Below are 21,551 nucleotides of genomic sequence, written 5' to 3'. Positions count from 1 at the left end.
ACTCGACTCTCGTGTCTGAGTCTCTCGAAATCACCCCGGATGCGGTCGAAGCCGCGGTCGCGGCGGCGCTCGACGCCATCGCCGCCGCCGCCGACACCGCCGAGCTGAAAGCCGCCCGCGCGGCGCACGTCGCGGAGGGATCGCCGTTGGCCGTCCTGAACGCCTCGATGCGTCAGGTCGCACCCGAGAACAAGGCGGCGTTCGGCAAGCTCGTCGGCCAGGGACGAGGACGCGTCACGCAGGCCCTCGCGGCCAAGGAGTCCGAGCTCGCCGCGGCGGAGGTCGCCGCGCGACTCGAGTCCGAGCGGGTCGACATCACGGCCGTGCCCTCGCGCACGCGCGTCGGCGCGCGGCATCCGCTCACCCTGCTCAGCGAGCAGATCTCCGACATCTTCGTCGGCATGGGGTGGGAGATCGCCGAGGGGCCGGAGCTCGAGCACGAGTGGTTCAACTTCGACGCCCTGAACTTCGACGTCGACCACCCGGCCCGTCAGGAGCAGGACACGTTCTACGTCGACCCCGCATCCCGTCACCTCGTGATGCGCACGCACACGAGCCCGGTGCAGGTGCGCTCGATGCTCGACCGCGAGGTGCCGATCTACGTGCTGTGCCCCGGTCGCGTGTACCGCACCGACGAGTTCGACGCGACGCACCTCCCGGTGTTCACGCAATTCGAGGGCCTCGTGATCGACAAGGGCATCTCGATGGCCCACCTGAAGGGCACGCTCGACCACGTCGCGCGCCAGCTCTTCGGGCCGGAGGCGAAGACGCGCTTCCGCACGAACTTCTTCCCGTTCACCGAGCCCTCCGCCGAGCTCGACCTGTGGCACCCGACCTTCAAGGGCGGCGCGCGCTGGATCGAGTGGGGCGGATGCGGCATGGTGAACCCGAACGTGCTGCGCGCGGCGGGGATCGACCCCGACGTGTACAGCGGCTTCGCGTTCGGGATGGGCGTCGAGCGGGCCCTGATGTTCCGCAGCGACGTGCAGGACATGCGCGACATGGCCGAGGGCGATGTCCGCTTCAGCGAGCAGTACGGGATGGTGGTGTGATGCGCGTCCCGCTCTCGTGGCTGCGTGAATACGTCGATGTGGCAGCCGATGCGACGCCCGAGGACGTCCTCGCGGCGATGGTGTCGGTCGGATTCGAGGAGGAGGACGTCCACCGCTTCGAGCTCCAGGGCCCGATCGTCGTCGGACAGGTCGTCTCGCTCGAGCCCGAGCCGCAGTCGAACGGCAAGACCATCAATTGGTGCCAGGTCGACGTGGGCGAGGCTCACGGCGGCGTGCGCGGCATCGTCTGCGGCGCGCACAACTTCGTCGCCGGTGACAAGGTCGTCGTGACGCTGCCCGGTGCCGTGCTGCCGGGGCCCTTCCCGATCGCGGCGCGCAAGACCTACGGCCACGTGTCCGACGGCATGATCGCCTCGGCGCGCGAGCTCGGACTCGGCGACGAGCACAACGGCATCGTCGTGCTGTCCGACCTCGGACTCGACGCGCCGGTCGGCACCGACGCGATCGCGCTGCTCGGCCTCGACGACGTCGCGGTCGACGTGAACGTCACGCCCGACCGCGGCTACGCCTTCTCGGTGCGCGGCATCGCCCGCGAGTACTCGCATGCGACGGGCGCGGCGTTCCGCGACCCCGCCGAGCGCGACTTCGCCGAACTGCAGCCGGGCTCCGGCCACACCGCGATCGTCGACGACGCCGCTCCCGTGCGCGGCAACGTCGGCGCGAGCGAGTTCGTCACGCGCGTCGTGCGCGGCGTCGACCCCTCGCGCCCCACCCCGCCGTGGATGATCGCGCGCCTGTCGCTCGCCGGCATGCGCTCGCTCGGCGTGCTGATCGACATCACGAACTACGTCATGCTCGAGATCGGGCAGCCGCTGCACGGCTACGACCTCGACAAGCTCGCCGGAGGCATCACGGTGCGCCGCGCGACGCCGGGCGAGAAGATGACGACTCTCGACGGGCAGGAGCGGAAGCTCCACGTCGAGGACCTCCTGATCACCGACGAGTCCGGTCCGATCGGCCTCGCCGGCGTCATGGGCGGCGGCACGACCGAGATGAGCGAGACGACGTCGAACGTGCTCATCGAGGCCGCGACCTTCGATCCGATCACGATCGCCCGCACCGCCCGCCGGCACAAGCTGCCCAGCGAGGCGTCCAAGCGCTTCGAGCGCGGCGTCGACCCGCTCGTGCCGTTCGTCGCGGCCCGCCGCGCGGCCGATCTCATGGTCGAGCTCGCCGGCGGAACACTCACCGACGAGGGCGGCGCGCTGTTCGCCGAGGTGTTCGTGGGCGAGATCGAGCTCCCCGCCGGGTTCGTGCAGGGCCTGATCGGCGTCGACTACACGGATGCCGAGATCAGGGATGCGCTCACCACGATCGGCGCCGAGGTCACCGACTCCGACGCCGGCTGGACCGTTATCCCGCCGACCTGGCGACCGGACCTCACCGACAAGTGGTCGCTCGCCGAGGAGGTCGCCCGCATCCACGGGCTCGACCGCATCCCGTCGGTGCTGCCCACGCCGCCGTCCGGCCGCGGCCTGACGCTGCTGCAGCAGGGCCGTCGCCGCGTCGCGAACGCTCTCGCCGCCGCGGGGCTCGTCGAGACGCCGTCGTTCCCGTTCACGACCGACGCGCAGAACGACCTGCACGGCTCGGCCTCGGGGGAGCACCTGCCGAGCATCCGTCTCGCGAACGCGCTCGACGGCGCCGCCCCCTTCCTCCGTCGCTCTCTCATCCCGGGTCTTCTGCAGATCGCGCACCGCAACATCTCGCGCGGCCTGACCGACCTCGCCCTGTTCGAGACCGGCGTCGTGTTCCTGCCGGAACCCGGCGTCGAGTACGGCACGACCGAGGTCCCGCCCCTGGGCGTGCGTCCCTCCGACGAGACGCTCGCCGAGCTGAACGCCTCGATCCCGCCGCAGCACCGCCACGTGGCCGTGCTCCTGACGGGCAACGTCGTCGCGCGTCAGCCCGGCCGTGCCGCGGAGGCCGCGGGCCTCGGTGAGGCGCTCGACGCCGTGCGCGTGATCGGCGAGGCCGCCGGCGTCACGATCGACGTCGCCCAGGCGCAGCGCGCCGCTCTGCACCCCGGACGCACGGGCGTGCTCATGGTCGGCGACGTCGAGGTCGGCTACGTCGGCGAGCTGCACCCGGATGTGGCGGCCGACGCCGACCTCCCCGGACGCGCCACGGTGGTCGAGATCGACCTCGACGGCATCCTGGCCCTCGCCGGGGCGAAGTCGATCGCCGCCTCGCTGTCGACGTTCCCCGCCGCGACGCAGGACGTGTCGCTCGTCGTGGGCGCCGACGTGCCCGCCGGAGACGTGAGCGCGGCGCTCGCCGAGGGCGCGGGTGCGCTGCTCGAGTCGGTGCGCCTGGTGGACGACTACCGCGGCGACGGTGTGGCCGCGGGGTCGAAGAGCCTCACGTTCGCGCTGCGCTTCCGCGCCGACGACCGCACTCTCACGGCCGCGGAGGCCACCGAGGCCAAGCTCGCCGGTGTCGCGGTCGCGGCCGAGCGCTTCGGCGCCGTCATCCGCGACTGACCTGGGCGTTCCGACGATACGCCTACTGCATACCGATATGGGATGCAGTAGGCGTATCCTCGGTGCATGAGCACTCAGATCGCCGTACGCCTGCCTGACACGACCGTGTCCGCCCTCGACGCTCTCGTCGCCTCCGGCGTCGTGCCGAGCCGCACCGCGCTCGTGACGATCGCCATCCAACGGGAACTGCGACGACGGGCCGCGGAGAGCGATGCCGAGATCCTCGAGCGGCGCGGTGCCGAAGACGATCTCGACGGGGTCGTCGACTGGGGTGCCGGCTCTTTCGAGATCGAACGCTGACGTGAGGGAGATCTGTCTCGCTCGGCTCGACAAGACCCGTCCGGTCGTGGTCCTCACACGCGAAGCCGCGAGAGCGGCGATGACCAAGGTCACCGTCGCGCCGATCACCTCGACCGTCAAGGGGCTGAGCAGCGAGGTGCCGGTCGGACCCCTCGACGGGTTCGATCGCCCCAGCGCGATCTCGGTCGACAACACCGTGACCATCCCGATCACGGCTCTGGGGCGAACGATCGGATACCTCTCCGAGCGGCAGGAAGCCGAACTCGCGCGGGCCGTCATCCTCGCTTTCGACCTCGACGCCCTCGTCCTGACTGATCAGGATTGAGCCGTATCCACCTCCGCTGGGAGCAGAAGAGGCTTCCTTCTGCGGCCGGATGCTGGTGACATGGGGTCATGACGGATGTGCTGATCCTCGGGGGAACGGGCTGGCTCTCGGGCCGCATCGCGCAGCGCTGGCTGCTCTCCGGTTCGACGGTCACGTGCCTCGCCCGCGGCGGACGTCCCGCTCCCGACGGTGCGACGCTGGTGATCGGCGACCGGGACGCCGCCGACGTGTTCGACATCGTCGCCGCGCGTGACTGGGACCATGTGGTCGACGTCTCGTCGCGAGCGGATCACGTACGGGCGGCCGTCGGGACGCTCGGCGATCGCGCCGCGCGATGGACCTATGTGTCGTCGATGTCGGTGTACGCCGACGACGCGACGGTGAACGCCGATGAGACGGCACCGCTGCTCGACGCCGCCGAGCCGGGTACGGAGTACGACTACGGCGCGGAGAAGGTCGCCGCCGAAGAGGCAGTGCGAACGCTCGGCGACCGCGCCCTGATCGTGCGACCGGGGCTGATCGTCGGCGACGGCGACCCCAGCGACAGGTTCGGCTACTGGGCCGCGGCGTTCCTCCGCGACGGCGACGGCACGGTGCTCCTCCCTGAGGCGGGCGATCGGCTCACCCAGGTGATCGACGTCGACGACCTCGCCGACTTCGTCGTCGCCACCACGGCGACGGGTACGGTCAACGCGATCGGCGACCGGCATCCGCTCGGAGAGGTCATCGAGCGGGTGCGCACGGTCGCCGCGCATCGGGGCGACACACGCGCCGCGGGCGACGAGTGGCTCCGCGCGCACGATGTCGAGTACTGGATGGGCGAGCGGTCGCTGCCGCTGTGGCTGCCCGCGGAGATGACCGGATTCATGAGCCGGTCGAACGACCGGTACCGAGCCGCCGGCGGAGAGCTCAGGGATCTGGACGCGACGATCGCGCGCGTCGTCGCCGACGAGAACGAGCGCGGCGTCGATCGCCCCCGCCGTGCCGGCCTCACGCGCGACGACGAGCTCGAGCTGCTCGGTCTGCTCGACTGACACGCCCGTCGCGCCCTCGGGGACGCCCGACGCACATCGCTAGACTGCGAGCAGTGACACGGGGTGCCGCATCCGCGGCTGAGAACAGACCCGTCGAACCTGATCTAGTTCGTACTAGCGAAGGGATGTCGCAATGAGCGATCGTCTGCGTCCGCATACCACCTCGACCCTGGCGGGCTCCGCCGCGGAGCTGCTGTCCGCTCTGCGCGAGGCTCCGCCCCTGACCCACTGCATCACGAACACGGTCGTCACCGGGTTCACCGCCAACGTGCTGCTCGCTCTCGGCGCGGCACCGGCGATGGTCGACATCGTCGGCGAATCCGGGATGTTCGCCGGCATCGCCTCCGGACTGCTGGTCAACCTCGGGACACCGACGCCCGAGCAGTGCGCCGCGAGCCTCGAGGCGGTCGCCGCCGCGCGCGACGCAGGAACGCCCTGGGTGCTCGACCCGGTCGCGATCGGTGCGCTGCCGATCCGCACCGCACTCGCGCACGAGCTGTTCGCGGCCGGTCCGACCGCGGTGCGCGGCAACGCCTCCGAGATCCTCGCCCTCGCGGGGGAGAGCGGGGGAGGCCGCGGCGTGGATGCCACCGACACGACGGATGCCGCGGGGGAGGCCGCGCTCGGGCTGGCTCGACGCTCCGGCGCCGTCATCGCGGTGTCCGGAGCCGTCGACCTCCTCACGGACGGAGAGCGGATGCTGCGGATCGCCAACGGCCACGAACTCCTGACGCGCGTGACGGGCGGCGGGTGCGCCCTGGGAGCGGTGATGGCGGCGTTCCTCGAGGCGGCGCGGGGGACGGGGGCCGACGCGCTCACGGCCGTCGGTGCGGCGAGCCTCGTGTACACGGTGGCGGCCGAGCGGGCCGCCACGGTGTCGTCCGGTCCCGGCAGTTTCGCGGTCGCGCTGCTCGACGCGCTCGCCGCGGTCGAACCCGGCGACCTCGGTGGTGCCGCGCGGGTCGAGGAGGTCGCGCCGTGATCGCCGATCTGTCTCTCTACCTCGTGACCGACCGGGCCCTGTGCGGCGACCGCGGCGTGGTCGAGACCGTGCGTCGGGCCGTCGACGGGGGAGTGCGGATCGTGCAGCTCCGCGACAAGCACGCGACGGACGCCGAGGTCACCGCGCAGCTCGTCGAACTCTCGGAGGCGATCGACGGACGCGCGCTGCTCCTCGTGAACGACCGGCTCGACGCCGCGCTCGCCGCACGATCGCTCGGTGCCCGGGTCGACGGCGTGCATCTCGGTCAGGGAGACGCGTCGGTGCTGCGGGCGCGCGCGGAGCTCGATCCGGATGCGGTGATCGGACTCACCGCGAACACGCGTGCGCACCTCGACGCCGTCCTCGCCCTGCCGCCGGGCACCGTCGACTATCTCGGCGTCGGCGTGATCCGCCCCACCCGCACCAAGCCGGATCATCCGCCTGCTCTGGGGGTGACCGGGTTCCGGGCGTTCGCGGCGGCGAGCCCGGTGCCCTGCGTCGCGATCGGGGGCGTGGGCATCGACGACGTCGCCGCGCTGCGCCGGGGCGGCGCCGCGGGGGTCGCGGTGGTCTCCGCACTGTGCGCGGCTCCGGACCCCGCCCCCGCCGCAGGGGCGATCCTCGCGGAGTGGCGACGTGCCGGCATCCCCCGGGTCTTGAGCATCGCCGGGAGCGACCCCTCCGGGGGAGCGGGCATCCAGGCCGACCTCAAGTCGATCGCGGCGAACGGGGGATACGGCATGGCCGCGGTGACGGCGCTCACGGCGCAGAACACGCAGGGGGTGCGCGACGTGCACGTGCCGCCGGCGGACTTCCTGCGGACGCAGCTCGACGCGATCTCCGAGGACATCGTCGTCGACGCCGTGAAGATCGGGATGCTGGCCGATGCCGAGGTCATCCGGGAGGTGGCGGGCTGGCTCGACGAGGTGCGGCCGCCGATCGTGGTCCTCGACCCGGTGATGGTGGCGACGAGCGGCGATCGACTGCTCGATGCGGCCGCGGAGTCCGCACTGCAGGGGCTGCTCGAGCGCGCCGATGTCGTGACGCCGAACCTGGCCGAGCTCGCGGCGCTGTCGGGCACGACGATCGACGGCTGGCCGGAGGCGCTCGCCGCCGCGCGGGAGCTGTCGCAGCGGGTCGGCGCCGCCGTGCTGGTCAAGGGCGGTCACCTGCCCGGCGACTCCGTGCCCGACGCGCTCGTCGACGCCCGACGCGGAGCGCTGCGGGAGTTCCCCGGGTCGCGCATCGACACCCGGAACACGCACGGCACCGGATGCTCGTTGTCGGCCGCCCTCGCGACCCTCCTGGCTCGCGGACAGGACCCGGTCGCCGCCGTCTCCTCGGCGCGCGACTGGCTGCGGGAGTCGCTGCGCACGAGTGACGCTCTGCTCGTCGGTCGCGGCACCGGTCCCGTCCACCACTTCTCGACGCTGTGGGCGACGGCGGGGCTCGGCCGCCCGTCGGACGACGACATCCGTCGCGACTGGTGGGAGCGCATCGAGGGGATCCGCATCGGCATCGACGACCTGCCGTTCATCCGCGGTCTCGCCGCAGGGACCCTCGACCGCGAGCCGTTCCTGCACTACCTGCAGCAGGACGCCCTGTACCTGCGGGAGTACGCCCGGGTCCTCGCCGAGGCGTCCCGGTTGGCGCCGACCTCCGCCGAGCAGGCGTTCTGGGCGGACTCGGCGCGGGGCGCGATCGTCGGCGAGCTCGACCTGCACGCCTCGTGGCTCGCTCCCGAGCGCAACGGCGATGACGAGATCTTCGCGGCCGAGCCGGCGCCGGCCACCACCGCGTACCTCGACCACCTGCGCTCGGTGGCGTTCGGCGGCGACTACGCCGAGCTCGTCGCCGCCGTGCTGCCCTGCTTCTGGTTGTACTCCGATCTCGGGCGCCGCCTGCATGCGGGGGAGCTCGGGATCGAGGCGCTCGACCCCGAGCATCCGTACGCGTCGTGGCTGTCGACGTACGCCGATCCGGCGTTCGAAGCGGCGACGGAGCAGGCCGTCGCGTATGCGACCGCGGCGGCCCGGGCGGCGGATACCGCGGGGAGGGCTCGGATGCTCCGCGCCTTCGAGGTGTCGAGCGCCCACGAGTCGGCGTTCTTCGCCGCGCCGCTCTCCCCGAGGCTTCTCACGCGAGAGCCCGCTCTCGATGCGGTGTGACGTCGGCGATTTGCGCGCGCCGCGACGTGCGCGCTATCGTCGCGGCATGCCTTCGGCCGTCTCCGCCACCCTGACGCTCGCTCCGAGCGTCATCGCTGTGCGCCGACGCCGCGGCGGCCGCCGACTCTAGGCGACCCCGCGCTCCTGCCTGCCTGCCCGGCGGTCGAGTGCCGGTGTCGCCGCCCCGGCCCCCGACACTGCACCCCCGCATCCGCGAAGGGTCCGACCGTTAAGGTAGAAGCATGACGTATTCCGTCGCCGTCTCCGGCGCATCCGGCTATGCGGGCGGCGAGATCCTACGCCTCCTCGCCGCGCATCCCGACATCGAGATCCGCACCGTCACGGCGCACTCGAACGCCGGGCAGCCGCTCGTCCAGCACCAGCCGCACCTGCGTTCGCTCGCGCATCTCACGCTGCAGGACACCACTCCCGAGATCCTCGCGGGGCACGACATCGTGTTCCTCGCCCTGCCGCACGGCCAGTCGGGGCAATACACCGATGCCCTGGGCGAGACGCCGCTCGTGATCGACGCCGGCGCCGACCACCGGCTCACCGCCCCCGAGGCCTGGGACGCGTTCTACAGCGGGGCCTTCCACGAGCCGTGGGCGTACGGCGTCCCCGAGCTCCTCGTCGGCGGTGCCAAGCAGCGTGAGGCGCTGCGGGCCGCGACCCGCATCGCCGCGCCCGGCTGCAACGCCTCGACCGTGAGCCTGAGCCTCGCACCCGGTGTCGCCGCCGGGGTGATCGACCCGTCCGACATCGTCTCCGTTCTCGCCGTCGGGCCGTCCGGCGCGGGCAAGAGCCTCAAGACGAACCTGCTCGGCAGCGAGATCCTCGGAACCGCCAACCCGTACGCGGTCGGCGGCACGCACCGGCACATCCCCGAGATCCGGCAGGCGCTCGCCGCGGCATCGGGTCGACCCGCGACCGATCAGGGGATCCGCATCTCGTTCACGCCCGTGATCGTGCCGATGGCGCGGGGCATCCTCGCGACCTCGACGGCCCCGATCGCCGACGGTGTGAGCGACGCCGAGGTCCGTGCCGCGTGGGAGTCCGCCTACGGCGACGAGACCTTCGTGCGGCTCCTGCCCGCGGGGGAGTTCCCGCGGACCGCCGATGTCCTGGGCGCGAACACCGCGCTCATGGGCCTCGCGATCGACCGGGCCGCGAATCGTGTGACGGTCGTGACCGCGGTCGACAACCTCGTCAAGGGCACCGCCGGCGCTGCCGTCCAATCCATGAACCTCGCGCTCGGCCTCCCCGAGACCCGCGCCCTCTCAGTGAACGGAGTCGCACCGTGAGCGTCACCGCCCCCGCAGGATTCGAGGCCGCCGGGGTGTCGGCCGGTCTCAAGACCACCGGCAAGCCCGACGTCGCCGTCGTCGTCAACCGCGGCCCCCGCAAGGTCGGCGCCGCCGTGTTCACGAGCAACCGTGCCAAGGCCAACCCGATCATCTGGTCGCAGCAGGCCGTCGCCGATCGCGTCGTCGAGGCCGTCGTGCTGAACTCGGGCGGGGCGAACTGCTTCACGGGGAGCTTCGGGTTCCAGACCACGCATCAGACCGCCGAGCGCGCCGCAGGACTGCTCGGCATCAGTGCCGGGGATGTGCTCGTGTGCTCCACCGGTCTCATCGGCGTCGGCGACGAGGTGTTCCGCGGCAAGGTCCTCGCCGGCACGGAACAGGCGATCGCCGAGCTGTCGCCCGAGGGGGGACAGGCCGCCGCCGAGGCCATCATGACCACCGACAGCGTCTCGAAGACCGCCGTCGTGAGTCGCGACGGCTGGACGATCGGAGGCATGGCCAAGGGAGCGGGCATGCTCGCACCCGGGCTCGCGACCATGCTCGTCGTCATCACGACGGACGCCGTGCTCGAGCCCCTGGAGGCGGATGCCGCGCTCCGCGCCGCGACCGGCACCACGTTCGACCGGTTGGACTCGGACGGCTGCATGTCGACCAACGACCAGGTGACCCTGCTCGCGAACGGCGCCTCCGGCATCGCCCCGTCGCTCGAGGACTTCTCCGCCGCACTGCGCGAGCTCTCCCAGGAGCTCGCCGTCAAGCTCCAGGGCGACGCCGAGGGCGCGAGCCACGACATCACGATCGAGGTCATGCACGCGGCATCCGAGTCCGACGCCGTCGAGGTCGGCCGATCCGTGGCGCGCAACAACCTCTTCAAGGCCGCGATCTTCGGCAACGACCCGAACTGGGGGCGTGTGCTCGCCGCGATCGGCACCACCGCGGCGCAGTTCGACCCGTACGACGTCGACGTCTGGATGAACGGCGTCCGCGTGTGCAGCGAAGGGGGCCCCGACCGTCCGCGCGAGGAGGTCGACCTGACGCCGCGCGCCACGCACCTCGTGATCGACCTCAAGGTCGGCGACGCCACGGCCACGATCCTCACGAACGACCTCACCCACGACTACGTGCACGAGAACAGCGCCTACGCCTCATGACCGACATCCAGGACACCACGCCCGACGTCGCCGCCGTGAAGGCCTCGACGCTCATCGAGTCGCTCCCCTGGCTCAAGAGGTTCCGCGATCAGATCGTCGTGGTCAAGTACGGCGGCAACGCGATGGTCTCGGACGAGCTGCAGGAGGCGTTCGCCCAGGACATCGCCTACCTCCGCTACGTGGGCGTGCAGCCCGTGGTCGTGCACGGCGGCGGTCCGCAGATCTCGAACATGCTCGATCGCCTCGAGATCCCGAGCGAGTTCAAGGGCGGCTACCGCGTCACGAACACCGAGGCGATCAGCGTCGTCCGCATGGTGCTCACCGGCCAGGTGAACCCGCAGCTCGTCTCGAAGATCAACTCGCACGGTCCGATCGCGACCGGCCTCAGCGGGGAGGACGCCGGACTCTTCGGCGGACGCCGCCGCGGCGTGGTCATCGACGGCGAGGAGATCGACCTCGGCCGGGTGGGGGATGTCGTGGAGGTCGACCCCACGCCCGTGCTCGACCATCTCGCGGCCGGTCGGGTGCCGGTCGTGTCGAGCATCGCGCCCGACCTCGACCACCCCGGACAGTCGCTCAACGTGAACGCGGATGCCGCGGCTGCGGCGCTCGCCGTCGCCCTCAAGGCCCGCAAGCTCGTGATCCTCACGGACGTGCCCGGTCTGTACGCCGACTGGCCCAACCGCGACTCCCTCGTGTCGCACCTCACGTCGGACGCTCTCGTCGAGATGCTCCCGACGCTCGAATCCGGCATGATCCCCAAGATGCGGGCCTGCCTGGATGCGGTCGAGGGCGGCGTCGACGCCGCCGCGATCATCGACGGGCGGGTGCCGCACTCGGTCCTCGTCGAACTCTTCACCAGCAAGGGAATCGGAACGGAAGTAGTCGTGGGAAGCGCAGGGACGAAAGCATGAGCACGTGGCAGGACGACGCAGCGACCGATCTGGTGCTCAACGCGGGGCCGCGCCTCGCGATGCTCACCCGCGGTGAGGGCTCCTACCTGTGGGACTCCGAGGGGCGACGCCACCTCGACTTCCTCGCCGGCATCGCCGTGACCTCGCTCGGTCACGCGCACCCGGTGTTCGTCGACGCGGTGTCGACGCAGGCCGCGACGCTCGCGCATGTGTCCAACTACTTCGCGACGCCCTCGCAGCTCGCGCTCGCCGCGCGCCTCAAGCGCCTCGCGGGCGCCGGCGTCGACGGCCGGGTGTTCTTCTCGAACTCCGGTGCCGAGGCGAACGAGGCGGCGTTCAAGCTGGCCCGTCTGCACGGGGGCACCGAGAAGCCGCGCATCCTCGCGCTCGAGAACGGCTTCCACGGACGCACCATGGGATCGCTCGCGCTCACCGCGAAGGCCGCGATGCGCGCGCCGTTCGAGCCGATGCCGGGCGGGGTCGAGCACATCCCGGCCACGATCGAGGCTCTCGAAGCCGCGATGGACGACCGCGTCGCCGCGGTGATCGTCGAGCCCATCCAGGGCGAGGCCGGCGTGGTGGAGCTGCCCCACGGCTACCTCGCCGCCGCGCGGTCGCTCACCCTCGCGCACGGAGCGCTGCTCATCGTCGACGAGATCCAGACGGGCGCGGGCCGCACCGGCGCCTGGTTCGGATTCAGCCACGAGGGCATCACCCCGGATGCGATCACTCTCGCGAAGGGCATCGGCGGAGGCTTCCCGATCGGCGCCCTCGTCACCTACGGCGCGGCCAGCGCACTGTTCACGCCCGGCTCGCACGGCTCGACGTTCGGGGGCAACCCGCTCGCGACCGCGGTGGCCGACGCAGTGCTCGCGGAGATCGAACGCGCCGACCTCGTCGGCAACGCAGCTCGGCGTGGCGAGGAACTGCGGGACATCATTCTCGGCATCGACTCGCCGCTCGTCGACGGCGTGCGCGGACGCGGCCTGCTGATCGGCGTGGCCCTGACCGCTCCCGTCGCGAACGAGGTCGTCGCCGCAGCTCAGGAGCGCGGCCTGATCGTGAACGCCGCCAATCCCGAGACGGTGCGCATCGCGCCGGCCCTCACGATCGGGGATGCCGAGCTCGCCGAGTTCCGCGACCTGTTCACCGCCGCGCTCGCCGACGTCTCGGCATCCCTCACCGACTCCGGAAAGGCCCACGTATGACCCGCCACCTCCTTCGGGACGACGACCTGACCCCCGCGGAGCAGGCGGAGATCCTCGACCTCGCGATCGAGCTCAAGAAGGACCGCTGGGCGAACAAGGCACTCGCGGGTCCGCAGACGGTCGCAGTGATCTTCGACAAGTCGTCGACGCGCACACGTGTCTCGTTCGCCGTCGGCATCGCCGACCTCGGCGGCTCACCGCTCATCATCTCGACCGCGAACAGCCAGCTCGGTGGCAAGGAGACCCCCTCCGACACCGCCCGCGTGCTCGAGCGCCAGGTCGCGGCGATCGTGTGGCGCACGTACGCGCAGTCCGGGCTCGAGGAGATGGCCGCGGGAACGCGCGTGCCCGTCGTCAATGCGCTGTCGGACGACTTCCACCCGTGCCAGCTGCTCGCCGACCTGCTGACGATCCGCGAGCACAAGGGCGACCTGAAGGGCCTGACCCTGACGTTCTTCGGCGACGGCCAGAGCAACATGGCGCACTCGTACGCGCTCGCCGGCGTCACGGCCGGAATGCACGTGCGCATCGCCTCGCCCGCCGACTACGCGCCGCGCGCCGACGTCGTCGAGGCGGCCGACCGCCGCGCCGCGGAGACCGGGGGATCCATCACGCTGCTCACCGACCCCGTCGAGGCCGCCGCGGGCGCCGACGTCGTGGTCACCGACACGTGGGTGTCGATGGGCAAGGAGGAGGAGAAGCTCGCGCGCATCCGCGACCTCGGCGGATACAAGGTGACGCCCGAGACCATGACGATCGCGGACTCCGAGGCGATCTTCATCCACTGCCTCCCCGCCGACCGCGGCTACGAGGTCGACTCCGAGGTCATCGACGGACCGCAGAGCGTCGTCTGGGACGAGGCGGAGAACCGTCTGCATGCTCAGAAGGCTCTGCTGGTGTGGCTGCTCGGCAAGAAGGACGCATGATGACCGGTTCGAAGAACGACCGCACCAACGAGGGCGCGCTGTGGGGCGCCCGGTTCGCGAGCGGACCCTCGCCCGAGCTCGTGGAGCTCAGCCGGTCGACGCACTTCGACTGGATCCTCGCGCCTTACGACATCGCCGGCTCGCACGCGCACGCGACCGCGCTCGAAGCGGCCGGGTACCTGGAAGCCGACGAGGCCTCGAAGATGCACGAGGGACTGGATGCCGTGGCGCGCAAGGTCGCCGACGGCTCGATCCGCCCCGTGCCCTCCGACGAGGACGTGCACGGTGCTCTCGAGCAGGCGCTGATCGCCGAGCTCGGTCCCGAGCTGGGCGGACGCCTGCGCGCCGGCCGGAGCCGCAACGACCAGATCGCGACGCTCGTGCGCATGTACCTCATCGACCATGCGCGAGTGATCGCCCGCGACCTGCTGCGGGTGATCGACGCGCTCGTCGCGCAGGCCGAGGCCCACCCCGACGCGATCCTCCCCGGCCGCACGCACCTGCAGCACGCGCAGCCCGTGCTGCTCGCCCACCACCTGCAGGCCCACGGCTGGCCGCTGGTCCGCGAACTCGAGCGTCTGGTCGACTGGCGCCGCCGCGCCGGCGTCTCGCCGTACGGCGGGGGGGCGCTGGCCGGATCGACCCTCGGCCTGGACCCGGCACTGGTCGCGACCGAGCTCGGACTCGACCGTCCGGCCGAGAACTCCCTCGACGGCACGGCGGCACGAGACGTCGTCGCAGAGTTCGCGTTCATCGCGGCGATGACGGGCGTCGACCTCTCGCGGCTGAGCGAAGAGATCATCCTCTGGAACACCCGCGAGTTCGGGTTCGTCACCCTGCACGACAGCTACTCGACCGGGTCGAGCATCATGCCGCAGAAGAAGAACCCCGACATCGCCGAGCTCGCCCGCGGCAAGTCCGGCCGCCTGATCGGCAACCTCTCGGGTCTGCTCGCGACCCTCAAGGGGCTCCCTCTCGCCTACAACCGCGACCTGCAGGAGGACAAGGAGCCCGTCTTCGACTCGGTGCAGACGCTCGAGGTCGTGCTGCCGGCGTTCGCGGGCATGATCGCGACGCTGCGCTTCGACACCGACCGGATGGCGGCGCTGGCTCCCGAGGGTTTCTCGCTCGCGACCGACGTGGCCGAGTGGCTCGTCAAGCGCCGGGTGCCGTTCCGCGACGCCCACGAGATCTCTGGTGCGCTGGTCCGCGCCTGCGAGGAGCAGGGGATCGGCCTGGAGGACGCCTCCGACGAACTGCTGCTGTCGGTGTCGCCGCACCTCACCCCGGAGGTCCGTGAGGTCCTCACGATCGAGGGTTCCGTGGCCTCGCGCACAGGGGCGGGCGGCACGGCTCCCGAGCGGGTCGCCGAGCAGCGGATCGAGCTCGTCACCAGAGCCCAGGCCGCCGCGCACGCTCTCGGTCTCTGACGCGCATCCGGAAGCCGACGCGCATCCGGTTTTCGGACGAGCGCACGTCTCCCGGAAGATTCGACGAGTATCGTCCGGGAAACGTGCATCCGTCCGGGATTGCTTCGTGCGACCTGCTCAGTGCAGGGCGGCGTCGGCGGGCGATCGGGTCCAGTGGGTGAACGTCACGGTCAGCCCCGCACGCGTGGGTGCGGCGAGGAACGGGCCGGCGGATGCCGCGCGCTCCCCGTCGAACGGCGCGACGCGCACCAGGCGCCAGGGGCCGTCCTCCGCGCGGGCGCGCACGACCACGGCGTCGATCCATCGGCTCACGCGCACCGTGACATCGGCATCGCGCCACTCGTCCACGTGACCGACCGACCAATCGGAGCGGATGTCCGTGACGACGGCGCCGAGACCGAGGTGACCGTCGGCGTACTCGACACCCGCCTTGACCCAGTGCTCGTCGTCCGCGCGGAGGAAGATGCCGGCCTGGTCGAACTGCCCGCTCCACGGCGCACGGAACGACACCTCCATGGCGTCGCCGACGGCGAGCGGAGAGAGCAGCGCGTGCTCCGTGTCGTGCACGAACCCGTAGGCGGTGTGCCGCCAGGCGTCGCTGCCCTCCGCAGCGGTGGCCTCGAGGGTGCCGGCGTCCGTCGTCGACACGGCGTCGGGGGAGCGGGTCCACGTTCCGCGCGACCAGGGGACGTTCTCACTGTCAGGCATAATCGGAGTTTATAACCGATTACGGCATAAAGCCAGGATATGCATGTTATGGTTATGCCATGGTCATCGCCGTGGTCGCCGACATCGTGGGCTCGCGCAAGCTCGACGACCGCTCGTCCGCGCAGCGCACGCTCGACGAGACGATCGCGCAGGTCGAGAAGGATCTGCCCCTCGCGCAGCATCCGCTCACTCCCACGGTCGGCGACGAGCAGCAGGGCGTCTACAACGGACTCGAGGATGCGCTCGTGTCGCTCCTGATGATCCAGCTGCGGCTGCCCGACGGCATCGCGTTCCGCTTCGGCATCGGGATCGGCGCGGTGAGCGCGGTCGAGTCGGTGCACGGCGAGCTCGCGGACGGGCCCGGCTGGTACGCGGCGCGGGCCGCGATCGAGGCCGTGCACGCCAAGGAGGGACGCGCCGTGCCGGGAGCGCGGACCTGGATTGTCGGAGCCCCGGGGCAGGATGAGGTCATGCCCCGCACGATCGCCGCGTTCAACGCCTACCTCCTCGTCCGCGACGAGCTGGTCGGGGCGATGTCCGAGCGCGAGCGCCGTCTCACTTACGGTCGTCTGATCGGCCGGTCGCAACAGGAGCTCGCCGCCGACGAGGGCATCTCCCAGCCGAGCGTGTCGAAGTCGCTGCGCAGCGCGGGGAGCGCGGCCCTGCTCGACGGGGTCGCCGCTCTGCGAGGAGGAGCAGCATGATCGTCGCAGGATTCGTGCTGCTCACGGTCGGCGCCGCCGACCTCGTGCGGCAGTTCGCCCCGCGGCGGTGGATCGGCTACCTCGCGGTGGCCATCGTCCTGCTGCTCCTCGGCAGTGTGAGCGACGCGCTGCTGCCGATGCTGGCGGCACTCGTCATCGGCGCCGTGTGGGTGTGGTGTATGCCGTCCGAGCGTCGGGCCCCGCTGGGGTTCTGGCCCGCGGTGCTGCTGGGTCTGCTCGGCATCGGCGCCGTCGTGGGACTCCCCGCACGCGTCGACACCGGGCTGATCGGAGCGGTGTGGGAGCTGCGATCGCCGTTCGGAGACGTGCCTTTCGATCTCGCGATGCTGGCGCTCGGGGCGGGGGTGTTCCTGCTCGAGTCCTCCAACCTCGTCGTCCGCGCGGCGCTCGACGGCGAGCACACGTGGCGTCCGATCGACATCACCCGTGCCGCATCCTCGGCCGAGTCGGCGCCCCCGTCGGCGGCGACGGCCGATGCGGAGGCCGGCGAGGCATCCGCGTCCGACACGGCGGCGACCGACGCCGATCCGCTCGGCCTCGCCGCGGCCCCCGCGACGACTCGGGATCCGCGCGCCGGGTTCAAGGGCGGCCGTCTGATCGGTCCCCTCGAGCGCATCCTGGTCCTCCTCCTCACCCTCGCGGCCGCGTATCCGATCCTCGCCGCGATGCTGGCCGCGAAGGGCATCGTCCGCTTCCCCGAGATCTCCCGCGACGGCGAGACCGGAGCCCGGGCGGAGTACTTCCTCGTCGGGAGTCTCGTGAGCTGGGTCATCGCCCTCGGTGCCGCCTTCCTCGTGTGGTGGGCCGCGCACAGCTGACCGTATGCGGGACGCCCGTCATTCCGTGACGGCGCGAATCGCGGGGCCCTCGCGCTGATAGCCTGGAGCGCGTGTCGAATTCCGCTCTGACGACCGCGAGCCCTGCGATCGACCCCACGTTCGAGAACGTGTGGGACGAACTCCTGTGGCGCGGCCTCGTCCACGTGTCCACTGACCAGGAGGCGCTGCGCGCCCTTCTCGCCGGGGACCCGATCACGTATTACTGCGGCTTCGACCCGACGGCGCCGAGCCTGCACCTCGGGAACCTCGTGCAGCTCCTGACGATGCGTCGCCTCCAGCTCGCCGGACACAGGCCCCTGGGCCTGGTCGGTGGATCCACCGGCCTCATCGGCGACCCTCGGCCCACCGCCGAGCGCACGCTCAACACCCGGGAGACCGTCGAGGAGTGGGTCGGTCGGCTGCGGGCGCAGGTCGAGCGCTACCTGAGCTTCGACGGCGACAACGCCGCGCGCATGGTCAACAACCTCGACTGGACCGCGCCGCTCTCGGCGATCGACTTCCTGCGGGAGGTCGGCAAGTACTTCCGGGTGGGGACGATGCTGAAGAAGGACGCCGTCGCCGCGCGTCTGAACTCGGACGAGGGCATCAGCTACACCGAGTTCAGCTACCAGATCCTCCAGGGGATGGACTACCTCGAGCTCTACCGGCAGTACGACTGCGTGCTGCAGACCGGAGGCTCCGATCAGTGGGGCAACCTCACCAGCGGCACGGATCTCATCCGTCGCTCCGAGGGGGTGTCCGCGCACGCGATCGGCACGCCGCTGATCACGAACAGCGACGGCACCAAGTTCGGCAAGAGCGAGGGCAACGCGATCTGGCTGGATGCCGAGATGTGCAGCCCCTACCGGATGTACCAGTTCTGGCTGAGCACGGCGGATGCCGACGTGGTCGATCGCCTCAAGGTGTTCACGTTCCTCACCCGCGCGCAGATCGAGGAGTACGCCGCGCTGGTCGAGGCGGAGCCGTTCCGTCGCGCCGCGCAGAAACGGCTCGCGCTCGAGGTCGTCACGACGGTGCACGGCTCCGCGGCTGCGGCCGCGGTGATCGCCGCCTCGGACGCCCTGTTCGGACAGGGCGACCTGACCGCGCTCGACGCCGCGACCCTGCGCACGGCGCTCGAAGAGCTGCCGAATGCCACGGTCGCGGCCGGGTCGGCCGTGGTGGAGGCGCTCGTCTCGACCGGTCTCGTGTCGAGCCTCTCCGAGGCGCGGCGTGCGATCGCCCAGGGTGGCGTGTCGCTCGACGGCGCCCGTGTGGACGATGACGCAGCCGTCGTGCAGGGGTCGCTTCCGGGCGGGGTGTCGGTGCTCCGGCGCGGCAAGAAGACCCTCGCGGGACTCTTCGTCTCCTGACCCGCTCCTACTGCGTACAGCGCCCGACGGCGGCGACCAGGTTCTCTCCGGGTCGCCGCCGTTAGGCTTCCTGCGACCGTCGTCCGACAGGAGACCCTCGATGCCATTCACCCCGAGCCACGCCGTGGTCGCCCTGCCGTTCATCCGGACGCCGCTCGTGCCCGCCGCGATCGCGATCGGAGCGATGACGCCGGATCTGCCGCTGTTCGTGCGGCGCGTCGGGATCGACTACGGCTTCACGCACACCGCGACGAACGTGCTGTGGACGGGGCTCCTCGCGTTCGCGCTGTTCCTGCTGTGGCGTGTGCTGCTTCGGCCTGCGGTGCCCGAGCTCGTGCCGTCGGCCGTCGCGCGTCGACTTCCCGCGGACTGGTCCGAGACCGGGATCGCCGCCGCGTCGAAGGCTGTCGGAGTCGGGACATCGCAGCGGCTGTACCCGGTGATGCTCGCGGTGTCACTGATCCTCGGCGTGCTGTCGCACATCCTCTGGGATCAGTTCACTCACGAGGGACGCTGGGGTGTCGAGACGTTCCCGGCACTCGACGAGATGTGGGGTCCGCTCACGGGTTTCAAGTGGCTGCAGCACGGATCCAGTGCGTTCGGCCTGATCGTGATCGGAGTCTGGGCTCTGCTCCGCCTGCGACGCACGGCACCCCGCGCCGACATCGTCCAGGCGGTGCCCGCCGGCGTTCGACTTGCGTGGTGGATCTCCCTGCCGGTCATCCTCGTGACGGCGTGCGTGATCGGCGTCGTCGCCTACGGCCCGTTCACGGAGGAGTTCACGGTGCAGCATCTCGCGTATCGGATGCTTCCCCCGGCATGCGCGCTGTGGGGTGCGCTCACGGTCGTGCTCTGCCTGGCGGTCCCGTTGTTCCGGCGGGCTCACCAGCGCGCGTGATCCGATCCCCAGGCATGGGGCGCTGCGAACTCGAGTCCGGGCAGGGCCGGCCGCGTCGTGGTGATCACGCGGCCGTCGACGATGAACTGCGTCGAGTGATCCGAGCCCGCGCCATCGGCTTCAGGAGGTGCGGGCTCGGGCGTCCGCGGCATCCCGAGCAGTTCCGCGGCGACCCGGCGGAGCGAGGTGCGCACGATCGACGATCTGCCCTCGTCGCCACCACGCCGCACGAGCGCGGTGACCGCGGCGGCGAGGAGATACCCTGCGCTGTGATCGAGGGCCTGCGCGGGCAGGACGCCGGGACGGATGCCGTCGGGCGACTCGATCCAAGAGATCCCCGAGGCCGCCTGCACCAGGCTGTCGAATCCCGCCGAATCGGGATGCTCGATGCCCCAGGCGCTGAGCTGAGCGACGATGAGGCGTGGATTCCGAGCGAGCAGAGCCTCGGGGGAGAGGCCGAGCCGCGCCAGGGCCGACGGCCGGTATCCGAGCACGACGACGTCGGCGCCGTCGGCCAGCTCGCGCATGGCCGGGGACCGCGCGTCGAGTGGGGCGGTCCGCTTCCCGTGCCCGGTGTCGAGATGCTGCCACTCCGGCTCGGGGAGCGTCGGCGGATCGATGCGCAGCACGTCGGCGCCGAGCAGTGCCAGCGTCCTCGTCGCCACGGGTCCCGCGATCACGCGAGTGAGGTCGAGCACCCGGATGCCGGCGAGTGGAGCGCGACCGTCGTTGCGGATGACGGTGGGCTCGGGGAGATCGACCATCGAGCCGTACGGGAGGCGCACGTCGAGCAGTGGGCGCTCGCGGAGGTCGGCGTCGGTGCCCGGGTTCTCTCGATCGACCGCGACGGCGAGACCGCCGGCGCCCACGATCCTGGCGACAGCGAATGCCGTCGACAGCGTGGACACGGCGGTGGCGACGGCATCGGCATCCGCATCCTCGAGGAGTCCGAGTGCACGCCGGAGCGCGGCGGCGTGGTGCGGGTAGTTTCCGTGCGTGCGGATCCATCCGTCAGTAGTGCGCCAAAAACCGGAGTAGCGCGACCAGACCGCTGGAGCGGCGCCGCCGAGCGTGAGCAGGCGATCGCTCCGATAGGACGCCGCGATGCGATCCCCGCGCAGCGCGAGGGGATCGAGGCCCGCGGCGATGGCGGCGGCGGCGACGCTTGCCGCCGCGAGGTCTCCCGTCGCCAGACGCGAGGGGAGCGGGACCTGCGGCAGGACCGAGGGATCGGGGACGGCGTGCGCGGGGAAGCCGAGCTCGCGCAAGACGCGGGACAGGACGTCGAACGCGGCTGCACTCATGGCGTGATCGTATCCCGAGCGCCCAGCTCGGTCGGAAAACCCCTCTGACCCGGGACGATCCCGCGCCGCGAGCCATCGACACGCCCGGGCTGCGTGCCCCGATTTGCCAGAACCCCGGAATCCACGTAACTTATTACTTGTTCGCCCCACAGGGAAGCGGAGAAGCCCTGAGCTTCACCCCCCTCAAGCGGAGAACCACTCCCGATCCTCTCACTTGTGAGATCAGACGCCTGCGTCTAGGATGGGAGATCCACCCCTTCTGCGGCTGTCATCAGCTGCGCAGCGGATCTCAGATTCGCTCCGCGCGCCGATTTGACAAGCGAGACAGGGTGGGTAAGATTGAGAAGTTGCCCTTCGGGCCTGACTGTGATGGTTGGGTCGGGGGAGCGTCCGATCCTTGAGAACTCAACAGCGTGCACTTGTCAAA

At 71.1% G+C, this 21,551-nt stretch carries 19 protein-coding genes and 1 riboswitch; of the genes, 17 read left to right on the top strand and 2 right to left on the bottom strand.

The features are described 5' to 3' along the window. Window positions 1–11: 11 nt before the first annotated feature. The 13 genes from pheS to argH all read left to right on the top strand — a co-directional run bounded on the left by pheS (window position 12) and on the right by argH (window position 15,298). Entirely contained in the window at window positions 12–1,052 is a 1,041-nt protein-coding gene (gene pheS, locus ACIPY8_RS10390) for a phenylalanine--tRNA ligase subunit alpha (protein ID WP_400817760.1), read from the top strand. Further along, window positions 1,052–3,556, top strand: coding sequence for a phenylalanine--tRNA ligase subunit beta (gene pheT / locus ACIPY8_RS10385; RefSeq protein WP_400817759.1), 2,505 nt, complete (start codon window positions 1,052–1,054; stop codon window positions 3,554–3,556). Before pheS ends, pheT begins: the two co-directional genes overlap by 1 nt. Before the next feature lie 66 nt (window positions 3,557–3,622). After that, window positions 3,623–3,856 carry a hypothetical protein gene (locus ACIPY8_RS10380; RefSeq protein WP_400817757.1) on the top strand — a complete coding sequence of 78 codons (234 nt, stop codon included), beginning with the start codon at window positions 3,623–3,625 and terminating at the stop codon, window positions 3,854–3,856. Next, on the top strand, window positions 3,768–4,181 hold the full coding sequence (locus ACIPY8_RS10375) for a type II toxin-antitoxin system PemK/MazF family toxin (RefSeq protein ID WP_400817755.1): 414 nt from the start codon (window positions 3,768–3,770) through the stop codon (window positions 4,179–4,181). Before ACIPY8_RS10380 ends, ACIPY8_RS10375 begins: the two co-directional genes overlap by 89 nt. A gap of 68 nt (window positions 4,182–4,249) precedes the next feature. Further along, window positions 4,250–5,215 (top strand): NAD-dependent epimerase/dehydratase family protein, encoded by a 966-nt coding sequence (locus ACIPY8_RS10370; protein ID WP_400817753.1) that lies wholly within the window; start codon window positions 4,250–4,252, stop codon window positions 5,213–5,215. A 49-nt stretch (window positions 5,216–5,264) separates the two neighbouring features. Continuing rightward, window positions 5,265–5,358: riboswitch (TPP riboswitch) on the top strand. Then, window positions 5,349–6,197 carry a hydroxyethylthiazole kinase gene (gene thiM / locus ACIPY8_RS10365; protein WP_400817751.1) on the top strand — a complete coding sequence of 283 codons (849 nt, stop codon included), beginning with the start codon at window positions 5,349–5,351 and terminating at the stop codon, window positions 6,195–6,197. Its footprint overlaps the riboswitch before it by 10 nt. Beyond that, entirely contained in the window at window positions 6,194–8,365 is a 2,172-nt protein-coding gene (gene thiD / locus ACIPY8_RS10360) for a bifunctional hydroxymethylpyrimidine kinase/phosphomethylpyrimidine kinase (protein WP_400817749.1), read from the top strand. The genes thiM and thiD overlap by 4 nt, the downstream gene beginning before the upstream one ends. A 242-nt stretch (window positions 8,366–8,607) precedes the next feature. Further along, complete coding sequence (argC, locus tag ACIPY8_RS10355; protein WP_400817747.1) at window positions 8,608–9,666, top strand: N-acetyl-gamma-glutamyl-phosphate reductase; 1,059 nt, start codon at window positions 8,608–8,610, stop codon at window positions 9,664–9,666. Then, on the top strand, window positions 9,663–10,820 hold the full coding sequence (gene argJ, locus ACIPY8_RS10350; RefSeq protein WP_400817745.1) for a bifunctional glutamate N-acetyltransferase/amino-acid acetyltransferase ArgJ: 1,158 nt from the start codon (window positions 9,663–9,665) through the stop codon (window positions 10,818–10,820). Before argC ends, argJ begins: the two co-directional genes overlap by 4 nt. Continuing rightward, a complete protein-coding gene (gene argB / locus ACIPY8_RS10345; RefSeq protein WP_400817743.1) occupies window positions 10,817–11,734 on the top strand; it encodes an acetylglutamate kinase in 918 nt (305 codons plus the stop codon). Before argJ ends, argB begins: the two co-directional genes overlap by 4 nt. Beyond that, window positions 11,731–12,942 carry an acetylornithine transaminase gene (locus ACIPY8_RS10340; protein WP_400817741.1) on the top strand — a complete coding sequence of 404 codons (1,212 nt, stop codon included), beginning with the start codon at window positions 11,731–11,733 and terminating at the stop codon, window positions 12,940–12,942. The genes argB and ACIPY8_RS10340 overlap by 4 nt, the downstream gene beginning before the upstream one ends. Next, the gene (gene argF, locus ACIPY8_RS10335; protein WP_400817739.1) at window positions 12,939–13,868 is read left to right on the top strand and encodes an ornithine carbamoyltransferase; all 930 of its coding nucleotides are present in this window, start codon (window positions 12,939–12,941) and stop codon (window positions 13,866–13,868) included. Before ACIPY8_RS10340 ends, argF begins: the two co-directional genes overlap by 4 nt. Then, window positions 13,868–15,298 (top strand): argininosuccinate lyase, encoded by a 1,431-nt coding sequence (gene argH / locus ACIPY8_RS10330; protein WP_400817737.1) that lies wholly within the window; start codon window positions 13,868–13,870, stop codon window positions 15,296–15,298. Before argF ends, argH begins: the two co-directional genes overlap by 1 nt. Window positions 15,299–15,415: 117 nt before the next feature. Here the strand turns inward: argH and ACIPY8_RS10325 are convergent, their stop codons facing one another. Then, a complete protein-coding gene (locus ACIPY8_RS10325; RefSeq protein WP_400817735.1) occupies window positions 15,416–16,006 on the bottom strand; it encodes a DUF1349 domain-containing protein in 591 nt (196 codons plus the stop codon). Window positions 16,007–16,065: 59 nt separating this feature from the next. Between ACIPY8_RS10325 and ACIPY8_RS10320 the strand changes: the two genes are divergently transcribed. The 4 genes from ACIPY8_RS10320 to ACIPY8_RS10305 all read left to right on the top strand — a co-directional run bounded on the left by ACIPY8_RS10320 (window position 16,066) and on the right by ACIPY8_RS10305 (window position 19,820). After that, on the top strand, window positions 16,066–16,710 hold the full coding sequence (locus tag ACIPY8_RS10320; RefSeq protein ID WP_400817734.1) for a SatD family protein: 645 nt from the start codon (window positions 16,066–16,068) through the stop codon (window positions 16,708–16,710). Continuing rightward, the gene (locus ACIPY8_RS10315; RefSeq protein ID WP_400817732.1) at window positions 16,707–17,549 is read left to right on the top strand and encodes a hypothetical protein; all 843 of its coding nucleotides are present in this window, start codon (window positions 16,707–16,709) and stop codon (window positions 17,547–17,549) included. The genes ACIPY8_RS10320 and ACIPY8_RS10315 overlap by 4 nt, the downstream gene beginning before the upstream one ends. Window positions 17,550–17,620: 71 nt before the next feature. Continuing rightward, complete coding sequence (gene tyrS / locus ACIPY8_RS10310) at window positions 17,621–18,922, top strand: tyrosine--tRNA ligase (protein ID WP_400817730.1); 1,302 nt, start codon at window positions 17,621–17,623, stop codon at window positions 18,920–18,922. Between the two features lie 100 nt (window positions 18,923–19,022). Next, the gene (locus ACIPY8_RS10305) at window positions 19,023–19,820 is read left to right on the top strand and encodes a DUF4184 family protein (RefSeq protein WP_400817728.1); all 798 of its coding nucleotides are present in this window, start codon (window positions 19,023–19,025) and stop codon (window positions 19,818–19,820) included. Here the strand turns inward: ACIPY8_RS10305 and ACIPY8_RS10300 are convergent. Then, complete coding sequence (locus ACIPY8_RS10300; RefSeq protein ID WP_400817726.1) at window positions 19,805–21,124, bottom strand: CoA transferase; 1,320 nt, start codon at window positions 21,122–21,124, stop codon at window positions 19,805–19,807. The two genes, ACIPY8_RS10305 and ACIPY8_RS10300, sit on opposite strands and share 16 nt — an antisense overlap. Between the last annotated feature and the right edge of the window lie 427 nt (window positions 21,125–21,551).

The sequence above is a fragment of the Microbacterium sp. NPDC089696 genome (assembly GCF_044749125.1).
In the GTDB taxonomy this organism is placed as follows: domain Bacteria; phylum Actinomycetota; class Actinomycetes; order Actinomycetales; family Microbacteriaceae; genus Microbacterium.
This window is presented reverse-complemented; position numbering and strand designations above follow the sequence as displayed.